The organism is Faecalibacterium sp. Marseille-Q4896, assembly GCF_017377615.1.
Taxonomy (GTDB): domain Bacteria; phylum Bacillota; class Clostridia; order Oscillospirales; family Ruminococcaceae; genus Faecalibacterium; species Faecalibacterium taiwanense.
This window is the reverse complement of the sequence record NZ_JAFREG010000002.1, coordinates 253,477-270,163: the sequence shown is the minus strand read 5'-3', so window position 1 is coordinate 270,163 and position 16,687 is coordinate 253,477. Positions and strand designations below refer to the sequence as shown.

The 16,687-nt window shown below is 48.7% G+C and carries 16 protein-coding genes and 1 pseudogene; 5 read left to right on the top strand and 12 right to left on the bottom strand.

Annotated features, from left to right (window positions below):
• The first annotated feature begins 222 nt into the window (after positions 1 to 222).
• On the top strand, positions 223 to 1,362 hold the full coding sequence (locus tag J3348_RS05180) for an XRE family transcriptional regulator (RefSeq protein WP_347565366.1): 1,140 nt from the start codon (positions 223 to 225) through the stop codon (positions 1,360 to 1,362).
• Between the two features lie 67 nt (positions 1,363 to 1,429).
• Here the strand turns inward: J3348_RS05180 and J3348_RS05175 are convergent, their stop codons facing one another.
• From J3348_RS05175 to J3348_RS05120, 12 genes and pseudogenes are all read right to left on the bottom strand, one after another.
• Complete coding sequence (locus J3348_RS05175; RefSeq protein ID WP_207698494.1) at positions 1,430 to 2,710, bottom strand: zinc-ribbon domain-containing protein; 1,281 nt, start codon at positions 2,708 to 2,710, stop codon at positions 1,430 to 1,432.
• Between the two features lie 79 nt (positions 2,711 to 2,789).
• Positions 2,790 to 3,023: a hypothetical protein gene (locus J3348_RS05170; RefSeq protein WP_207698493.1), complete on the bottom strand. Its 234-nt coding sequence runs from the start codon at positions 3,021 to 3,023 to the stop codon at positions 2,790 to 2,792.
• An 85-nt stretch (positions 3,024 to 3,108) separates the two neighbouring features.
• Positions 3,109 to 3,360 (bottom strand): hypothetical protein, encoded by a 252-nt coding sequence (locus J3348_RS05165; RefSeq protein WP_207698492.1) that lies wholly within the window; start codon positions 3,358 to 3,360, stop codon positions 3,109 to 3,111.
• 918 nt (positions 3,361 to 4,278) lie between these two features.
• Positions 4,279 to 4,842, bottom strand: a pseudogene (locus tag J3348_RS05160) (recombinase family protein); the annotation flags it as partial.
• Positions 4,843 to 4,965: 123 nt separating this feature from the next.
• Positions 4,966 to 5,316 carry an LPD28 domain-containing protein gene (locus tag J3348_RS05155; RefSeq protein ID WP_207698491.1) on the bottom strand — a complete coding sequence of 117 codons (351 nt, stop codon included), beginning with the start codon at positions 5,314 to 5,316 and terminating at the stop codon, positions 4,966 to 4,968.
• Positions 5,317 to 5,328: 12 nt separating this feature from the next.
• Positions 5,329 to 5,667 carry a DUF3846 domain-containing protein gene (locus J3348_RS05150; RefSeq protein WP_207698490.1) on the bottom strand — a complete coding sequence of 113 codons (339 nt, stop codon included), beginning with the start codon at positions 5,665 to 5,667 and terminating at the stop codon, positions 5,329 to 5,331.
• Between the two features lie 90 nt (positions 5,668 to 5,757).
• A complete protein-coding gene (locus J3348_RS05145; protein ID WP_207698489.1) occupies positions 5,758 to 7,431 on the bottom strand; it encodes an AAA family ATPase in 1,674 nt (557 codons plus the stop codon).
• A 112-nt stretch (positions 7,432 to 7,543) separates the two neighbouring features.
• A complete protein-coding gene (locus tag J3348_RS05140; protein WP_207698488.1) occupies positions 7,544 to 8,254 on the bottom strand; it encodes a DUF1071 domain-containing protein in 711 nt (236 codons plus the stop codon).
• Positions 8,255 to 8,326: 72 nt separating this feature from the next.
• Complete coding sequence (locus J3348_RS05135; protein ID WP_207698487.1) at positions 8,327 to 9,526, bottom strand: ATP-binding protein; 1,200 nt, start codon at positions 9,524 to 9,526, stop codon at positions 8,327 to 8,329.
• A 121-nt stretch (positions 9,527 to 9,647) separates the two neighbouring features.
• The gene (locus J3348_RS05130) at positions 9,648 to 10,580 is read right to left on the bottom strand and encodes a lambda-exonuclease family protein (protein WP_207698486.1); all 933 of its coding nucleotides are present in this window, start codon (positions 10,578 to 10,580) and stop codon (positions 9,648 to 9,650) included.
• Positions 10,577 to 10,915 (bottom strand): DUF3848 domain-containing protein, encoded by a 339-nt coding sequence (locus J3348_RS05125; RefSeq protein WP_207698485.1) that lies wholly within the window; start codon positions 10,913 to 10,915, stop codon positions 10,577 to 10,579. Before J3348_RS05125 ends, J3348_RS05130 begins: the two co-directional genes overlap by 4 nt.
• A 10-nt stretch (positions 10,916 to 10,925) precedes the next feature.
• Positions 10,926 to 11,861 (bottom strand): DUF932 domain-containing protein, encoded by a 936-nt coding sequence (locus J3348_RS05120; RefSeq protein ID WP_207698484.1) that lies wholly within the window; start codon positions 11,859 to 11,861, stop codon positions 10,926 to 10,928.
• A gap of 454 nt (positions 11,862 to 12,315) precedes the next feature.
• On the opposite strand from J3348_RS05120, the gene J3348_RS05115 reads away from it, so the two are divergent.
• The 4 genes from J3348_RS05115 (at position 12,316) to J3348_RS05100 (ending at position 16,521) form a co-directional block, all read left to right on the top strand.
• Entirely contained in the window at positions 12,316 to 12,468 is a 153-nt protein-coding gene (locus tag J3348_RS05115) for a hypothetical protein (RefSeq protein ID WP_173012879.1), read from the top strand.
• 76 nt (positions 12,469 to 12,544) lie between these two features.
• Positions 12,545 to 13,402 carry a MurR/RpiR family transcriptional regulator gene (locus J3348_RS05110; protein ID WP_154259518.1) on the top strand — a complete coding sequence of 286 codons (858 nt, stop codon included), beginning with the start codon at positions 12,545 to 12,547 and terminating at the stop codon, positions 13,400 to 13,402.
• A gap of 249 nt (positions 13,403 to 13,651) precedes the next feature.
• Positions 13,652 to 15,115, top strand: a complete 1,464-nt coding sequence (locus tag J3348_RS05105) for a glycoside hydrolase family 1 protein (protein WP_207698483.1) — start codon at positions 13,652 to 13,654, stop codon at positions 15,113 to 15,115.
• 29 nt (positions 15,116 to 15,144) lie between these two features.
• On the top strand, positions 15,145 to 16,521 hold the full coding sequence (locus J3348_RS05100) for a PTS transporter subunit EIIC (RefSeq protein WP_207698482.1): 1,377 nt from the start codon (positions 15,145 to 15,147) through the stop codon (positions 16,519 to 16,521).
• Positions 16,522 to 16,687 lie beyond the last annotated feature (166 nt).

The following is a 16,687-nucleotide window of genomic DNA, read 5'->3' as shown; positions in this document are numbered from 1 at the left end:
GTGTAGGAGGCCCCCTTTTCAGTCGTTTGTAGCAAGTTTGTAGCAGATCTGTAGCAAAATTCGGAGAGGAACGGCAAAATGGCTCCGGAAACCCGATTTTTGCAGATTTTTGGGTATAAAATTTTATCCTCAAATTTTGTACAGAATGACGACGGTGCTTTTCATTCGGATTCTGATGCCGTATAATAAAGAAAAAGATCATGGATGAAAGGAGAAATCGCTGTGCGCTACACCATCCGGCATTTTGATTTGCCACTGCTTACCTTTGAAGCAAACATGGACAGTGCAGATACTGACCTCCATATTATAAAGGTTTACGAAGAAAACAGTTCCTTTCTACCTTTGAACCTGACTGTATCAGAAGATGGCGTAGAACGCTGGCTGCGGCATCGCACAATTCCGAAGAACCGAGCGTATGTAGATGCTCTGCTCTCCAAGGTGGGGCTTTCTTTGAATCGTCCGCTGGGAATTATCACCGTCTGCAAAGGACTTTCACTCAATGATTGCTTTTGGGTAGATGCAGAGGGCTCCGGTGACACCTTTGAAAAAGTAAATCTTTACGATAACCGATTCAGTCAGGTGCTGGCAGCAATCGCCTTTACAGGATATGGCAGCAGCATACGAACTTCGCTTGCGTCCTGCCCGGAGTTCTCGACCAACGGGATGCTGCCAAAATGCTGGCGCAGACAAAACGGAAAAATCTATCTTTATAAAGGTGGCACGTCAGGGTTCAGTAATCTGGGATTTGAACCGTACTCGGAAATGTATGCTTATCAAGTTGCACAGGTGATGGGCGTGAATGCGATTCGCTACACCCTGACAAAAGATCTGAAAAAGACGCTTTGTTCCAAGTGTGAGCTGTTCACCAGCAAAGAGTATTCTTATATTCCCATCGGACAGCTTGTGTCCAAAGGTGGAATAAAAGCAATTTTTGCGTATTATCAGACGTTAGGTCAGAACTTTGTGGATGCACTGGAAGATATGCTGGTCTTTGATGCAATCATCTGCAATACAGACCGCCACTATGGAAACTTTGGCGTGCTGGTAGATAATAAGACCAATGCGATTGCGGCACCCGCACCGCTGTTTGACCACGGAAACTCGCTGTTCAGTCTGGGCGGGACGGATCTTTGGGACAACCAGAAAGCGTTTGATGAATATGCCCGCACACTGCTTCCGCTTGCATACGATGATTTCTTTGCAGCTGCAAAGAGTGCAATGAAACCTCGTCACCGTGTAATGCTCCATAAGCTGCTGGATTTCCATTTTGACCGCAGAGCGACACGTTATAATCTGCCGCCAAATCGCTTGAAGATGATCGAAAAAGAGATACAACGCAGAGCAAGAGTGCTTTTAGGGTAAAAAAGAAAACCGTCAAACGCGAGAGATTGCTCTCTCATGCGTTGACGGTTTTTCTGGTATGTAGGGGTTATTCTTCTGGCAGAGCCAAAACTTCATCTTTGACCAGTTGATTGGCCGAGTCAAAAGCTTCAATCATCTGGTTGGCTTTCGGATGCAGATAGACTTCATCCAGCGTTTTGGATTTGGGCGTGTGCCCGACAGCACGTTTCAGGATATCCTTGTTGACACCTGCGCGATCACAGAGGCTGGCGTATGTATGCCGGGTGGTGTAGGGCGTATAAGTGGCGAGCTTCCCGGAAAACTCCGGTTTACGCTTGCCGTTCTCGTCATAAGGATTCGGCTGAATGCCAATTTCCTCCAAGAACGGATAGAACTTGCGGTTGCGCCAGTTCTTTTCGTTCCAAAAACCTCCTTTGCCATTTGGAAAAAGCGGGCTGTTTTCCACAGAGGTGGCATACGCATGTTCAAAAATCGGGATGCCGAAGTCAAGAATGGGAATGATGCGGTTGCGTCCAGCTTCGGTCTTGCAGCCGCCAATCAGATAAGCGCCGGATTCCGTGCGGTGAAAATCTTCGTGTTTGAAGTGCAGCAGCTCATAGATACGAACTCCACAGGCCAGAAGAGCAATTACCATCTGCCCCGTGGGAGTGTTCTTCTGGCTCAGAATCAGCGTTACCTGTTCATCCGTGAAGATTTCACGTTCCGGGGATTTGCGCCCCTCGATTTTCAGAACAGATGCGAGGTTAGCATCCACGACACGCCAGCCAATGGCAGTGCGATACAGCTTACTGATAAGAGTGCGCTCTTTTTCCAACATGCTTTGAGACAGGCCATCGTCGGCCATCTTATCAAGAATGTTCTGGAAGTCCTGTGCATAAAGGGCGGCGATTTTATAATACCAGAGCGGTTTTAGATACTTCCATGCCAGATCATACAACTCACGAGCCTTATCAGAACGTCCTTTGTACTCGCGAGATTCCAGAAAAACCTCGTGAATTTTTGCTAAGGTGGAATCTTGATATGGTGTAGCAGGGCGTTTCATCATTTCAGCACGAACCGCTTCGGCTTCTTCACGGGTGACATAAGTGCCGACAGTTTTTACAACTGTAATACCTGTGTGAGGGTCAGGGATTGGCATACGGAGCAGCCACGGCTTACGGCGTATCCCGGACATTCTAGAGATGCTTCCATTACCAGACGATGCTTTCAGCCGGGGCGATTCTCGCTTGGCTGGAACAGTAGGCGGTGCTCCTACACCGGGGGATGGTGCTGTGCCAACGGGATGACCGCAGGCAGAGCAGAATTTGGCGGTATCGGAGATTTGATGACCGCAATTTTCACAGAACATAGATTTGAACCTCCAATTGATCTAAATTTGCTTCAAAAAATGCCCTCGGCATCTAGGATACCGAGGGCGGACTGTTGGATTAGCTTCGACTACGGGAAAGCTGATATGCTCGACTTTGTTCGGCAGTCACACCGTTCTTTATCAGATTGGCTACGTTTGGATAGTATACTAAAATATGGCTACCATTGGGCACGTGTGGAATGAATCCTTCAGCGACAAACCTCCGCAGGCTGGCATAGCTCAGATTCAGCCCTTCACTTTTGGCACGGCGGACGGCTGCGGTCAGACTGATAAAATCACTGTTGTTTTTCATAGGCTTTTTCCTCCATGAAGATTAAATATTGAAGCCTTTCCGGCTTCCTAGTCAGTATAAGAATAACTGTTTGTTTAGAGCAACTTTAAGGATACCAAGGAAGATCGGGTTCCAATACCGCTTCATCACACAGGGGAAAATTGGAGGGAATTAGATAGCCACAGTTTAGGTGGAGACCGTTGTTACGCAAGGTTGCAATGTCGCAACCAAGGCATTCATAATTGGCATCGGCAAGACAGGGTGGCTTGATAAAATAAATAGCGGGTTTCATGGCTGGCGTTGAATTAGGGTATGCGGGAACCGCAGGGGCATCAAAAAATCCATAATGATAGTTCATGGTAAAATCCTCCTATTATTTAACGGACTGTGGTAGGTCAACATTCACCTGAATGCAATCAGTGCACGGGTGAGTCTCGTCTCCTATGTAAACGTATTCGGACAGCAGAAGACACTGGCCGGCTTTTAATGTTTTGAGCAGTTCAGCTGTTTCGGCACGGTGCTGTGGGGGCGCCAACATCTCGGAACACGCCCGAAGTTCTGTGAGTGGTGGCTTAAAAAACAGCTTGGTTCCAGTTTGGCTCAACGCCAACTGCTCATCTGGGCTGAAGGCTTTCAGAGATTGCGAAATAAGGGTGGAACCGATAGAAAACCGACGACCTTCTGTGATGATTTGATTCAAAACTGTGCCTCGACCAAGCTTTAGATTCTGCACTTCATCGACCATAATGATGATTGGAGTTTGCAGCGCACGGGCAGAACGGAACCAATCATATAGCAGAAGTTCTGCTAGGATAATTCGTATGCCAGCAGGATACCCGCTTAGATCGAAGACGTGAATATTCGGAGAAAGCGGGAGAGAAGTGCTGCCTGTTTTTTGGCACTCGAATACGTTGTTCCGCAAAAGAGGTCTTAGACGATTGGCCAGTGTGCGGGCACTTGCCAAACTGGAGTTCTCAAGTTCCTCAAGAATACTGGGAAAAATTCGTAGAGATGTCTCTCTGCAATCTACACGGGATTTTATAGCATCGGTAAGAATTGCGGCCTGCGTAGGCCCCAACCGATAACCTTTACTGATGATCTCAGATAATCCATAAGCAGTGTCATATGAATCCTCTATACAGCCATCGTAAATTTTAGGGGTTATTAAGTCGCTTGCCACTGCTTTTCTATACAGATTATGTCGTATCACGAGCGATTCAAATTCTGGCGACAGAGCCTTGCAAATGTGTTCGGGAGACATTGTTTGGTTTATGTCTATGATCTGTTTGGCTTCTCTGGCTTTCTTTGTTTCAAAGCCGACACCCTTTTTGCGACCAACCTGCTTGCCGTTCAGCCGGGCGGTCAAAAGGCCCTCACGGGTGCGCTGGTGCAGATCGGCAACTTCTTTTTCGGACTGCTCAAAGGCCAGTTTGATCTGCTCCTTGGCCAACGCCATCAGATATTCGTTGATGCCCTTCAAGATGAAGTCCACATTTGTCCCTGTCATGGCAATGCTGCCGGACAGGGCTTTTTTGTAGGTCTCGGTGTCGATGTGGTGCTCTTTCAAGAACACCAGCCGGATGCCCTTATGGTAGAGGTCATCGTACAGAGCAAACCCCTCTTCTGCATTTCTGGACATCCGTGACACCGAATCGAACACCACCACATCTCCGGCTCTCAGAATCCGGTAGAGCTTCAGCCATTCCGGGCGAAAAATGGATGTACCGGTGTAAGCTTCCTGCACGATATGGGCAGTCGGGTATTCTGCCTTGATGTTGCGGATCTGACGGTCAATGCTCTGCTTTGCCGTAGAGATTCGGCAATAGCCATAGATGTTCATGCGTCTCCTTTCTGGCTCAAAGATAACGAGCGACATTTTTAAGACTGTGTTTTGCACCTTAAAATGGCCTGAAAACGGCCGATTTTAATACAAAACAGAATATACGGTATTTTTAATACAGTTTTAGTGGGCATAGGCAGTCATAAAATCAGAAATGGAAGTGCACGGTTTGTGATTGGCGGTGTCCTCGCCATCCAAAGGAGCGTAGTTCCAGTCGGTGTCCTCGTCAATATATCGCCGCCCATCATCCGGCAGTTCCAGCGGTTCCGCAAGAATAATGGTGCCCCAGTGGTTGACCATCACAAAGGGCGCGATCTCACAAGGGATGCCCCGGCACTCGTCATCATGCCGAACATCGTAGGCGTACAGACCATCCGGAATGGTATCTCTCTTGATGCGGATGCTGGTGAACAGCGCAGGCTTTCCGCAAACCGTGATCTCTTCGTAGTGTTCGGTCATTGCATTAAAGGTCATAATCTGTCCTCCTTAGATTTCAATGATAAAAGCTCTGAATTTCTCTTTGTAGAAATCCATTGTACTCTGCGGCAGGGAAGTCAGATTCCCTTCGTTGTCACATCCGGCCAGAAATCCCGGCCCGGCAAGAACATCGGCTCCATCCCACAGCGGACGATTGAGCGGCAGGCCAAGCAGCTTGCCTTCATCATTGCAGACCAGTGTGACCGCTGAACCGGTGTCACTCAATGTGATGCATTCGATCAGCCCGCCTACAAATTTCTGCATGGCTTCAAGCGTGTTGTCCAGCTCGATTTCCTTTGGCAGCTCCATTGGCAGGAGCGCAAGGACTTTGATTTTTTGTTCTTCCATTGTGTGCCTCCAAATAAAAACAGGACAATCCAAATGGATTGTCCTGTAAAAAGTGAAGGGGAGTATCCGAAGATACTCCCCAGTAGATAATTATTTTTTCCTTACCATGCAACGCTTTTTGAAGAATGCGATGCCATAGCAGAGGATGTCATCATAGTCGTCCCGGAAATCTGCCGCATACATCCGGTCATTGATCTGCTGAATGGCAGCATCACAGGCATCCGGCAGAGCATCCAGAGTTTTTGCATACTTGGCTTCAAAAATTGCCACACGACCATTGCGGATGTCCTTTACAATAACATCGCTGCGTCCTTCGCCATGCTCTTTGTTGGATTCCACCACATAGCCAGCACCAGTAAAGATGCCTGCAAGGAAAGCGTGGTAAAAATCCTCCCGGTAGTCGTGGTAGCTGATGGTCATACGCAGCAGCTTGGTCATCTCTTTTGTCAGAGCTTCGTTGTTTCCGCTCCAGACTGCATCAAACAACGGGCTGCGGTTCCATGCCTTTGCACTGTCGTCAAACCATTTGCTTACAGTGGTTTCAAAAATTTCCCGAATCTCTGCATTGGGAATCATCAGCGCAGAGCAGCCATCCGGCAGCGAATCTGTAAGATCCTTATCCCGCACCTTGGTCAGATAGCCTGTCAGATACAGCACACTCCAAAGATTTTCCTCAGAGGAGTGCAGATAATCGTAGGTCAGGTTTTCTTCAATATGCTGAACAATGGAACCGCCAGCCATCAGCGTTTCGAGCTTCGTGGTGATATTGTCACCTGCATAGTCGATGAAAGAACGGATAATAGCATTATCGCTGGTGTTTTTCCAATAGCTTTTCGGCTTCTGTGCTACACTATACTGGAAATCCCGCAGATAACTGATTACGTCCCACGGACAATAAATGTCTGCATCGCCAAAATGATAACCGTCGTACCATGCCTTGATTTCAGCAGACTGTGATTCAAGACCAGCATCTTTCAACATTTGATCTACATCTGCCTGTGTAAAACCAAAGGATTCGCTCAACCGGGGAGAAAGAATCGTGTCCGAAACAAAATTGTTCGTCCCGGTAAAGATGCTTTCTTTTGCAATTTTCAGGCAGCCGGTAATAACAGCAAAGTCAAGCGAAGTATTGTCTTTGAGCGTGGTGCTCATCATAGCCCGCATCACGTCCAGCATCTGCGAATAATATCCGTTGCTGCTGGCTTTTGCAATGGGAACATCATACTCATCCAGAATGACGACCGCCGATTTTTTGAAGTGGATTTCCAGCATCCGGGTCAATAGCAAAAAGCAGCTTTTGGTTTCATCTATGGATGCAGTGCGTCCCAGAATTCGCTTAAAGATGCCTTTGTCATCGTCAGAAATAGCAGCGTCATCCAAAAGAAACTGATAATCCTGAAATGCAAATGCCAGCTTCATGCACAGCATTCCATAGGCGCTTTCAAAGGTCAGACCGTCCGTATCCTTGAAAGAGAAAAATACCACAGGACACTGGTTCATCCATTTTTTGCAAAGTTCTGTATTTTTGGAAATCGCCAATCCCTCAAACATCTGCTTGCTGTCTTTGCGGATGTCCAGAAAATTTGCGAGAGTGCTCATACCAAGGGATTTTCCGAAACGGCGAGGACGAGTAATCAATGTTACTTCAGCGATACCACCGCTAAGAAGTTCAGAAATCAGATTGGTCTTGTCGATATAATAATACCCGCCTTCTCGAATCTTTTCAAAATTCGAGATTCCAACAGGAAACTGCAAATCTTTCATGCAATGCTCCTTTCCGCTCACAGAGGAGAGCTTTCAGAACTCACTACTGTAAGTGTACCATGAAATATAGAATCATACAAGAATCAAGTGACATCGAAATAGAGCAGTTTTATTATGCTACGTTCAATCTGGTTGCCTTATAGCAGTCAGCGCACATTCCCTCATGGGTGGCTGCAAACTCTGCCGCCTGCATGATGGAGCCATCCTTCAGCTTGACCCTCTTGATAGGCTGGTTGCACCGGACACAGATGCAGGGCACAGGCGGCTGTTCCTGCTTCTGGCTGGTGGATTTCGGTTTCGGCTGCTTTTGCGGTTCTGCCTCCGGCTGCGGTGCAGCATCTTCCGGCAAATCCTCTCCGGCATAAACATACAGGCCAAGGCCAAACATAGCAAGGTTCTTCACTAAGCACCGCATGATAGCTTTATTCACATCGAACATAGAGGCTGCTTCTACGGTACGTTCTTCCATGCCGATCTTTTCACGGCGGCGGGTCTGCGGATTGTAGTCCCATTTCGGGGTGGTATAGGTGTAAGGCACAGCTTTCATGGCTTTGTTGGAACTGTCCAAAACCGGAAGCCACATTTCGTGCGAAACGCCCTCAATCGTGACCGAGGTGTACACCATGAAGCCTGTTATGGGGTCATAAACATAGGGCAGGCCGTTAAATTTCTTGACTTCGTAGCTGGCAGAAGGATACAGCTTTTTCACCTCTGCCCAAGCGTACGCCCAACTTACATATTTCAGTTCCGTATTGCCGGACTTTTTGACTTCCAGATGATCTTTGAAGTCGATAGCAAATAATTTTACGAATGGATTTTCCATAAGAATGCCTCCAATTTTGATAAAGAAAAAAGGGCACAACAGCGTCAACTGTTGTGCCCCATGATGTGAAAATTACGGATTGAGCAGAAAATCAATGATGTTTCGATGAATGATTCCGTTTCGGCTTAAATTCGCCAAATCACCACTGATAACATACTTAGGATAGTTGTCGTGCAGCCGCTCAAGATTACCGAACTCCCGTTCTTCATCGGCGGGAGTGATCAGGTAAGCAACCTGAATATAGAACTTTTCATCTCCACGGTAGCAGATAAAATCAATTTCGGTGTCGTCCAGCTTGCCGACCTGAACTTCATAGCCACGGCTCCGCATTTCCAGATATACGATGTTCTCATACAGCTTGTTGCTGTCAAGTTTTTCGCTTTTCTTGATAACGTTCCGCAGGCCAAGATCGACTGCATAGTACTTTTCTGTGCTGGACAGGAGCGCTTTTCCTTTGATATCATAGCGGCGTGCATTTAGAAGGATAAAGGCTTCCTTGAAATAATCAACGTAGTTCAGTACGGTAGCAGTGGTTGTCTTGATTCCTTCCGAAACCATGCGTCCACTGATATTACGGGCAGAAAACGGATTGCCGATATTGTCCAGCAGGAATGCAAGGACATTACGTAATGCGGTCTGTTCGCGAATATTGTGGCGCAGCATGATGTCACGGACAATGATAGCCTCGTAAAGATCGTCCAGATAGGTGGTGATTGAATGATCGTCAGGGAGGAAGAAACGCTGCGGAAAACCGCCGTACTTCAAATAGTCTGCGAAGAGCTTTTCATCCGAAGTGTAGGTTCCGTTTTCAATGCATTGCTGTTTTGCTTCGGCCAGCGAAAAGGGGAAAACCTGAATCTGGATATATCGTCCGGAAAGATAGGTTGCCAGTTCGCCGGAAAGCAGCTTGGAATTGGAGCCGGTCAGGTAAATATCACAATCGAAATCGACACGAAGAGAATTGATTGCAATCTGCCAGCGCTCCACCTCCTGAATCTCATCCAGAAGAATATAAATTTTGCCGGTGCAGCCTTCCGCTTTTTTTGCGATGTAGTCGTAAAGCGTTTCTGCAGTACGGGTGTTGCGGAAGCGCATGGACTCAAAATTGGCCTGAATAATGTTCTGTGCGGGAATGTTGCGCCGGAGGAGCACGTCCTTGATCTGACCGAGAAGGACTGTTTTTCCACAGCGCCGGATTCCAACCAAAACTTTGATCAGATCCTGATCGATAAAAGGAATGATCTTATCCAAATAACTTTTGCGCAGAACCATCGTGCATCACCTCATATTCTTATCTTAGCATACAATTATTGTTGTGTAAACAGTATTGTGCTTTTCTATTAAACAAAAATAGCTGAAGCGCAAATTTTGTGTGTCTATAGGCGCACAAAAATTATGCTGCATGGATAATGGTAAACCTGCGACTGCTCACATTTTTACTGTACTGATTAAAAATGTCAGGCTGTTCCTTCTTCAACCGCTGGGAATCCACACGTTTACTTTCGGAGGACACCCACGACACCTTATAGCCCGATGCTGTGCCATAGGCGGCATCCTGCATTTGCAGCTTGACCTGTTGCTCGATGGCAGCCTTTTCCTGCTCCAGCTGTTCGATCTGATCAGAAAGCTCCTGCCGCTTATCCAACAGGTCGCGGATGGGATTCAGATCGGCAGTTTTGTTTCTATCATCTGCAGAGTACAGCTGATTGATCTGCTGTGTATCCCCCTCGCTTCCGGTAGGTACAGGCGGAATTTCGGGCATCACGTTGTATTTCCAGAAGTGCTCTTCCTTGGCAATGAGGTTGTTCAGAACTTCTTTGTCGGTTGTGATCTTGTGAATCACCAGCTCCTTCCCGAAAATCAGAGCAGCAATGTACCAGCAGTCAAAACCGCTGACAGCCAGATAGTGATTGACCTGAGCCATGTAATGTGCAGGGATTTTGCCATCTGCCCACTTATCCGCAGAGAACGGTGAAACCGTTTTGCATTCCAGTCCTGCTTTCTGCCCGACAATCAAACGGTCAAAGTCCGCTAGAAGCAGTGGATGTTCCTCACTTTGGTAGATGGCATTTGCACGGCGTACCTTCAGACCGGTTGCTTCGGTGAAGCGTTGTGCGACATAATCTTCCAGATCGCGTCCCTGGCGCATAGCCTCATTATCGATGTTCTCAATAGTTTCGCTGATTTTATCGTGGTACACCTGAAATGCAGAGCGATAGGGATTCAGTCCAAGGATGGCACCGGCATCCGTGCCGGTAATGCCGCACTTACGGTAACGGAGCCAATCTTCTTTGGACAGGTTCAAAGTTGAAATCAATCTTTTCATGCGCTTTGCATCCTTTCTTTCATAATAGATTCGGCAAGAATGAAGTCATATTCCACCAAGTCTTTGATAATGGTGGAAAACTCATCCACCAAAGTGCGGTCATCATCCAGCCACAGGGTATACAGGAAATCCAGAATATTCCGCTGCACCCGAAGATGGTTCCAGAAACGCTCGTCCATCTGCTTTTCGGTGTCCAACGTAATCAAGGCACTGACGATGGTGCTTTTCATCGTGATCTCGTATGCCGTCTTTGGCTTGAAAAAAAAAAAATCGGCTTCGATGCTGTTCAGGAACTCAGAAAATTCCCGGACAGCCCGGTTGCTCACATCGTTCATACGTCCTCCTTTATGCTGCTGCCAGCACCATCTTGTAAGCCTTGTCGATCATGGGATTGCCCTCTGCGGTGCGCAGGAACAGGTTCTCGTTGTAGTTTTTGGTCTTGCGGAGAGGGTCTGCGTGGGTGGCAAAATCGGAGACGGCGTTGATAAAACGCCAACCGTTTTTGCCGACCCATTCCAAATCCGGTGCGTTATAGTAGCGAGTCTTCAGATCTTCCTGCAAGCGCAGGTTATTCTTCCGCTGGCAATCGGACAGGTCCTCAGAAATCGGGAAAAACTCATTGATGAACTCCTGCACCTTGTGATCGGATAAATCGATACGAGCCAGCTCTTCGCCACGGTTGCCGAGTTCAACCATATAGTTGCTGGCCAGCTGCAGGGTCTCACGGGCATCCTGCACCCGCAGCAGAACATTTTCGGTGTGGCGTGCAGTCCAGCTGCGCTTTGCGGTATTCAGCGCAAGGTTCAGCGTGTTCTGGCAGACCACACGGATCGGAGTCATGGCCACTTTCACACCAGAACTTCCGTCATGACTGTTGAAGATCACAAGATATGGTGCTACTTGATCTCCAGCGATAAGATATTTCCTCGGAAGCCTTGCCAGCATCCATACCTTCTTGCCGCCCTGTAAAGAGCCTGCGGTTTCATAGGTGACACCCTCACCCAGCAGGTCATCGGTGAACTGGAACGCTTCTTCGTTCTGCACAATGCGGTAGCGGTCAGATACGACACCGAGTACGGAATCATCTGTGCTGCGGACGTTAGCCCGATAGCCGGGGATCATAGAACCCGTGCCAGAGTAGATATTGCGGCTTTCCACCTGCCAATCCAGACCGGCCAGTTCCAAGGCTTCACGGCTTGCAGGGGCATCCATCACGATACGGCCAAGGCCGTGCCAAGGGGTCTCACGGACAGAGAACATCGTTTCAACATTTGCGGGCATAGTAAAATCTCCTTTTCAGTGTACTGTGATCAATTGTTGTTTTCCATTTCTTCAGCGATGCGGACGAGGACTTCCACCAAGACGGTGCCAACTTCTTTGACGATTTCGGACCAAAAGTTCATAAGGCTTTCTCCTTTCTGCGCAGCTGCGCTTTAAAATACGATGGTAATAATGATAGTGATGGTGCGGAATAACAAAATGCTCACCTCCAGACATAAAAAAGCCCCTGAGTCTTTCGACTCAGAGGCTTTGGATCATGATTATTATATCTGGGTGAAAATTTGAAATTTGAGAAAGTTATAGATTGAAATTTTACTACATACAGTAGAAAATAATGTGTTAGTCGAATAATTAGATTTGGGTAAGATTATCATCGACAGTTGCAGCCGTTGCAACACCATTGGTAGATACAGATGCCGTATCAGGTAATGCAGGGATTGCCGGAACCGGGAGCGTGACCCGCATCCAGCCCTGCATGAAGGACTGGAACGATGTTCTGGTGCACCGGGCAGAGATCCCGAACCGCAATTATTTCAAAAGCATCGTGCTGAAAGAGCCGTCAAAACCGGAAACGGTGAAGATTCTGCGCATCGTGAGCCGAACTTAGACGGGCTTTGCATAACGACAACTTCAATGCTATAATAAAATCAAAAACTGCTGTTGAAAAGGGAGGATGCCTTGCCATGATGCGCTATGAGGAAAGCGGCGACTTTGCCACAACGCTGCACAGACGGTTGCTCTACATCCTGAATGAAAACCTTCCCGGTTCTACATGGTACTGCATCGCAATGAAGATGCTGCAATATTATGGCGACTTGGACATGATTTCTATTGAGGAAATGGCATCGCTGTGTGCAGTGTCAAAATCCACGATCTCCAAATTTATCAGAATTCTTGGCTATGAGGACTATCGGACATTCCAAAAACAGGCTGCGATCAATTTGAATCGAAAACAGCGCGAAAACTATTTCGTAACGGATGTTATGCGCTATATTGATGAACATTCGACGGATGCCTATGTGGATGCGGTGCTCCGGGATATCCGTATGACCTATGAATTGCTGGACTGGGAAAAGTTGGATCGGCTTGCAGCAGAAATTTACCATTATGAAAAGGTTGCAGCATTTGGTTGTGACTTTTCTGAAACGGCTGCATTGGATCTGCAGACAAAGCTGCGCGACCAACGCAAATTTATCGTGACGAACATTGATGACCAGAAACAGGCGGATTATATCCGGAATGCGGACGATAAAACACTGGTCATCGTGTTCAGTGACAGCGGTGAATATGTGCAGCGTCCGCAGAATACGGATTCGGTACGCGCGCACTGGGCATTTGAGAACTTCCGAGGGAAGATCGTGATGATCACCTCCAACCCGGACGCAGAAAAAAATCCGCTGGTCGACTATTGCTTATTATATCGTCACTGCCGTGAAGTACATACCCACCGTATTTTATATGCAGTTCTGACGGATCTGCTGGCTTATCGCTACCATGAATATCTGCGCAGCAGAAAGCTGCTTAAAGAAAACAGAATTTAAAAATTTGCCGCTCTGTGCTGGAAGTTTCCAGAAACAGAGCGGCTTTTTTGCTATACAGCGATTATTTCTGCACAAAAATCAGAGAAATGATTTGTGCAGAATGGATGGTTTTAGACTCGTTTTTTCCGAATTGCGAAAACTGCTGACAGAACGTTCTTTTTTTGCTACACTCATGCCAGATCCAGACCGGTCGATCAGAATACGGGGCAGCATCCCCGGATGTTTCACAATACAAGGAGGTTTCTCAGAATGCAGCTATCCAACAACTTTTTGTGGGGCGGTGCAACTGCGGATTTTCAGTTTGATGGTGCCTATCAGGAGGACGGACGCGGTCTGTCCACTCATGACTTTGAAACCGACGGTTCGGTACAACATCCCCGCTGCAACACGTTCAAAACGGCAGATGGTCAGTTTGGCGAACTCCCCAGCAGCTTTTTTGCACCGGATTCCCTCCCGGACGGCGCAGAACCCTGTCTGTACGAAGATCGTTACTATCCCAGCCACAAAGCGGTTGACCATTACCACCGCTACAAAGAAGATATTGCACTGCTGGCAGGCATGGGCATGAATGTTTATCGGTTCTCCATCTGCTGGAGCCGGATCTTCCCGACTGGCGATGAACTGGAACCCAATGAAGCAGGATTCCGCTTCTACGATGGCATTTTTGCCGAACTGGAAAAGCATGGAATGCAGCCGCTGGTCACGATCCATCACGATGAGCTGCCGGTTGCACTGGCCTTGAAATACGATGGATGGTCCAGCCGCCACACCATCGACTGCTACGTGCGGTACTGCAAAGCACTGTTTGAGCGGTACGGCAAGCGCTGCAAATACTGGCTTACCTTTAATGAGATCAACGCGGTCCGCGGCTTTGCGGCTTGCGGTACCCACAAGTGCGACAACCAGACCCACTACAACGCGGTGCACAATATGTTCCTTGCCAGCGCACGCGCCGTGAAACTGGGCCATGAAATGATGCCGGGCAGTATGTTTGGTGCCATGTATGCCATGAGTGAGCTTTACCCGGCAACCTGCAAGCCGGAGGATGTGTTTACCCGTTTGCAGAAGCGGCGGGAAAGCTATTACTTCATTGATACCATGGCACGTGGTTATTATCCCAGCTATGCGGCAGACCTTCTGGCACGCCGGGGCGTGACCCTGCACACCGAACCGGGAGATGATGCGATTCTGGCAGCTGGCGCGCTGGACTATGTTTCCTTCAGCTACTACCGTTCCAATGTGTGCAGTACAGAAACCAGAATGAACGTGATCGGCGGCGATCCGAACCCGTATCTGGAACTGACCCCGTGGGGCTGGCCCATTGACCCGCTGGGGCTGCGCTTCCTGATGAACGAACTGTGGGATCGCTACCAGAAGCCGCTGTTTATTGTAGAAAACGGTCTGGGCGCAGTGGACAAGGTGGAAGAAGATGGTTCCATTCAGGATGACTACCGCATTGCTTTCCTGAAAGACCATCTGCGGGCAATGATGGAAGCGATCGCGACGGACGGTGTACAATGCCTTGGTTACACCATGTGGGCTCCGATCGATCTTGTCAGCCTTTCCACGGGCGAAATGAAAAAGCGGTATGGCTTCATCTATGTGGATATGGATGATAAGGGCAATGGCACATTGGAACGCAAGCCCAAAAAGAGCTATTACTGGATGAAGGATGTCATTGCGAGCAATGGCGAAAAGCTCTGGGCCGAGTAACAGGAATTGGACAGAAAAGGAGAAATCAAATGGCATTCGATGCAAAAAGCGCCGCAGCGGAGATCGTTCGGCTGGTTGGCGGAAAAGAAAACATCAACAGCGTTGCGCATTGCATGACCCGTCTGCGCTTTGTGGTCAAGGATCTGAAAAAAGCAGATCAGGAAGCACTGAAAAAAGTTCCCGGCGTTCTGGGCGTGATCTATGCTGGCGGGCAGCTCATGGTCGTCCTAGGGAAAAACCTGCTGCCCGTGTATGAAACGGTGGTCAAAGACTTTGACCTTTTGGAAGGCGCAGCAGTCAACGAAAATCTGGACGCTCCGGCAGAAAAAAAGCCGCTGACGCTGAAGAGCGCAGGCGTGGCTGTGCTGGAGTATGTTTCGGCAGCGGTCGCCCCGATGATCACGGGTCTGGTGGCAGGCGGTATGCTGAAGGTGGTTCTGCTGCTGATCACGCTGGTCAATGCGGGCTTTGCAGATACTGCGACCTACGCTCTTCTGAGCGGTCTTGCCGATGCGCCGTTCTTCTTTATGCCCATCTTTGCGGCCTATGGCGCTGCGAAGAAGCTGGGCGGAACGCCGATCTACTCCATGATGTGTGCCGCTGCTCTGCTGCATGGCAAGTATACAGCGCTGGTGGCCGCAGGTGAGCCGATCACCCTGCTGGGACTTCCGGTGCGTCTGATGAGTTATTCCAGTTCTCTGCTGCCTGCCCTGCTGATCGCGCTGTGTGCCTACTATCTGGAAAAATTCTTTAATAAAATTATTCCGGGAATTTTCAAGTCCCTGCTGGTCGGTCTGTGCACCGTCACGGTGACGGTGGTTCTGGGCTTTACGGTCCTGGCACCTCTGGGCGGTTATCTGGGCAACTATCTGGCCGTTGTCTTTGGCTTCCTTGGCGATAAGATCGGCTTTATCACTGTGGGTCTGCTGGCTGCTTGCTTGCCTTGGCTGGTCATGTGCGGTATGCACCTTGGCCTGGTGCCGTTCATGACGCAGGCGCTGACGAACCCCGGTTATGATGCCGTGTTCCGCCCTGCATTCATCCTGCACAACATGGCAGAGGGCGGCGCCTGCATCGGTGTGGCACTGCGCACCAAGGACGCTGAAAAGCGCGCCGAAGCACTGTCTATCGCGTTTGGCTGCATCGTGGCCGGTGTTACGGAACCCGCAATCTACGGCATCAACCTGCCCCGTAAGAAGCCCATGTACGGCGTGATGGCCGGTGGTGCTGTCGGCGGTGTGGCTGCTGGTCTGCTGGGCGCAAAAGCCTATGTGATGGGCTACTCCACCGTTTTGGCGCTGCCGATCTTCCAGAACACGATCGTTGCCATGAGCATTGCGATCGTGACAGCGATCGTTGTTGCAGCGGTGGTTACTTATGTGCTGGGCTTTGAGGAAAAAAACTGATTTTTCCCAAAGAAGATAAGAAGGAAATGAAGAAGTTCTTCAGCGAAGAACTGTAAATGAAAGAACGGCCGCCTGCTGCACCGATGGATGCAGCAGGCGGCCGTTTTCTATGATGTGCAAGGATCCTTTTGTGCCCTTCAATCGACTGGCAAGTGGCGCTGGAATG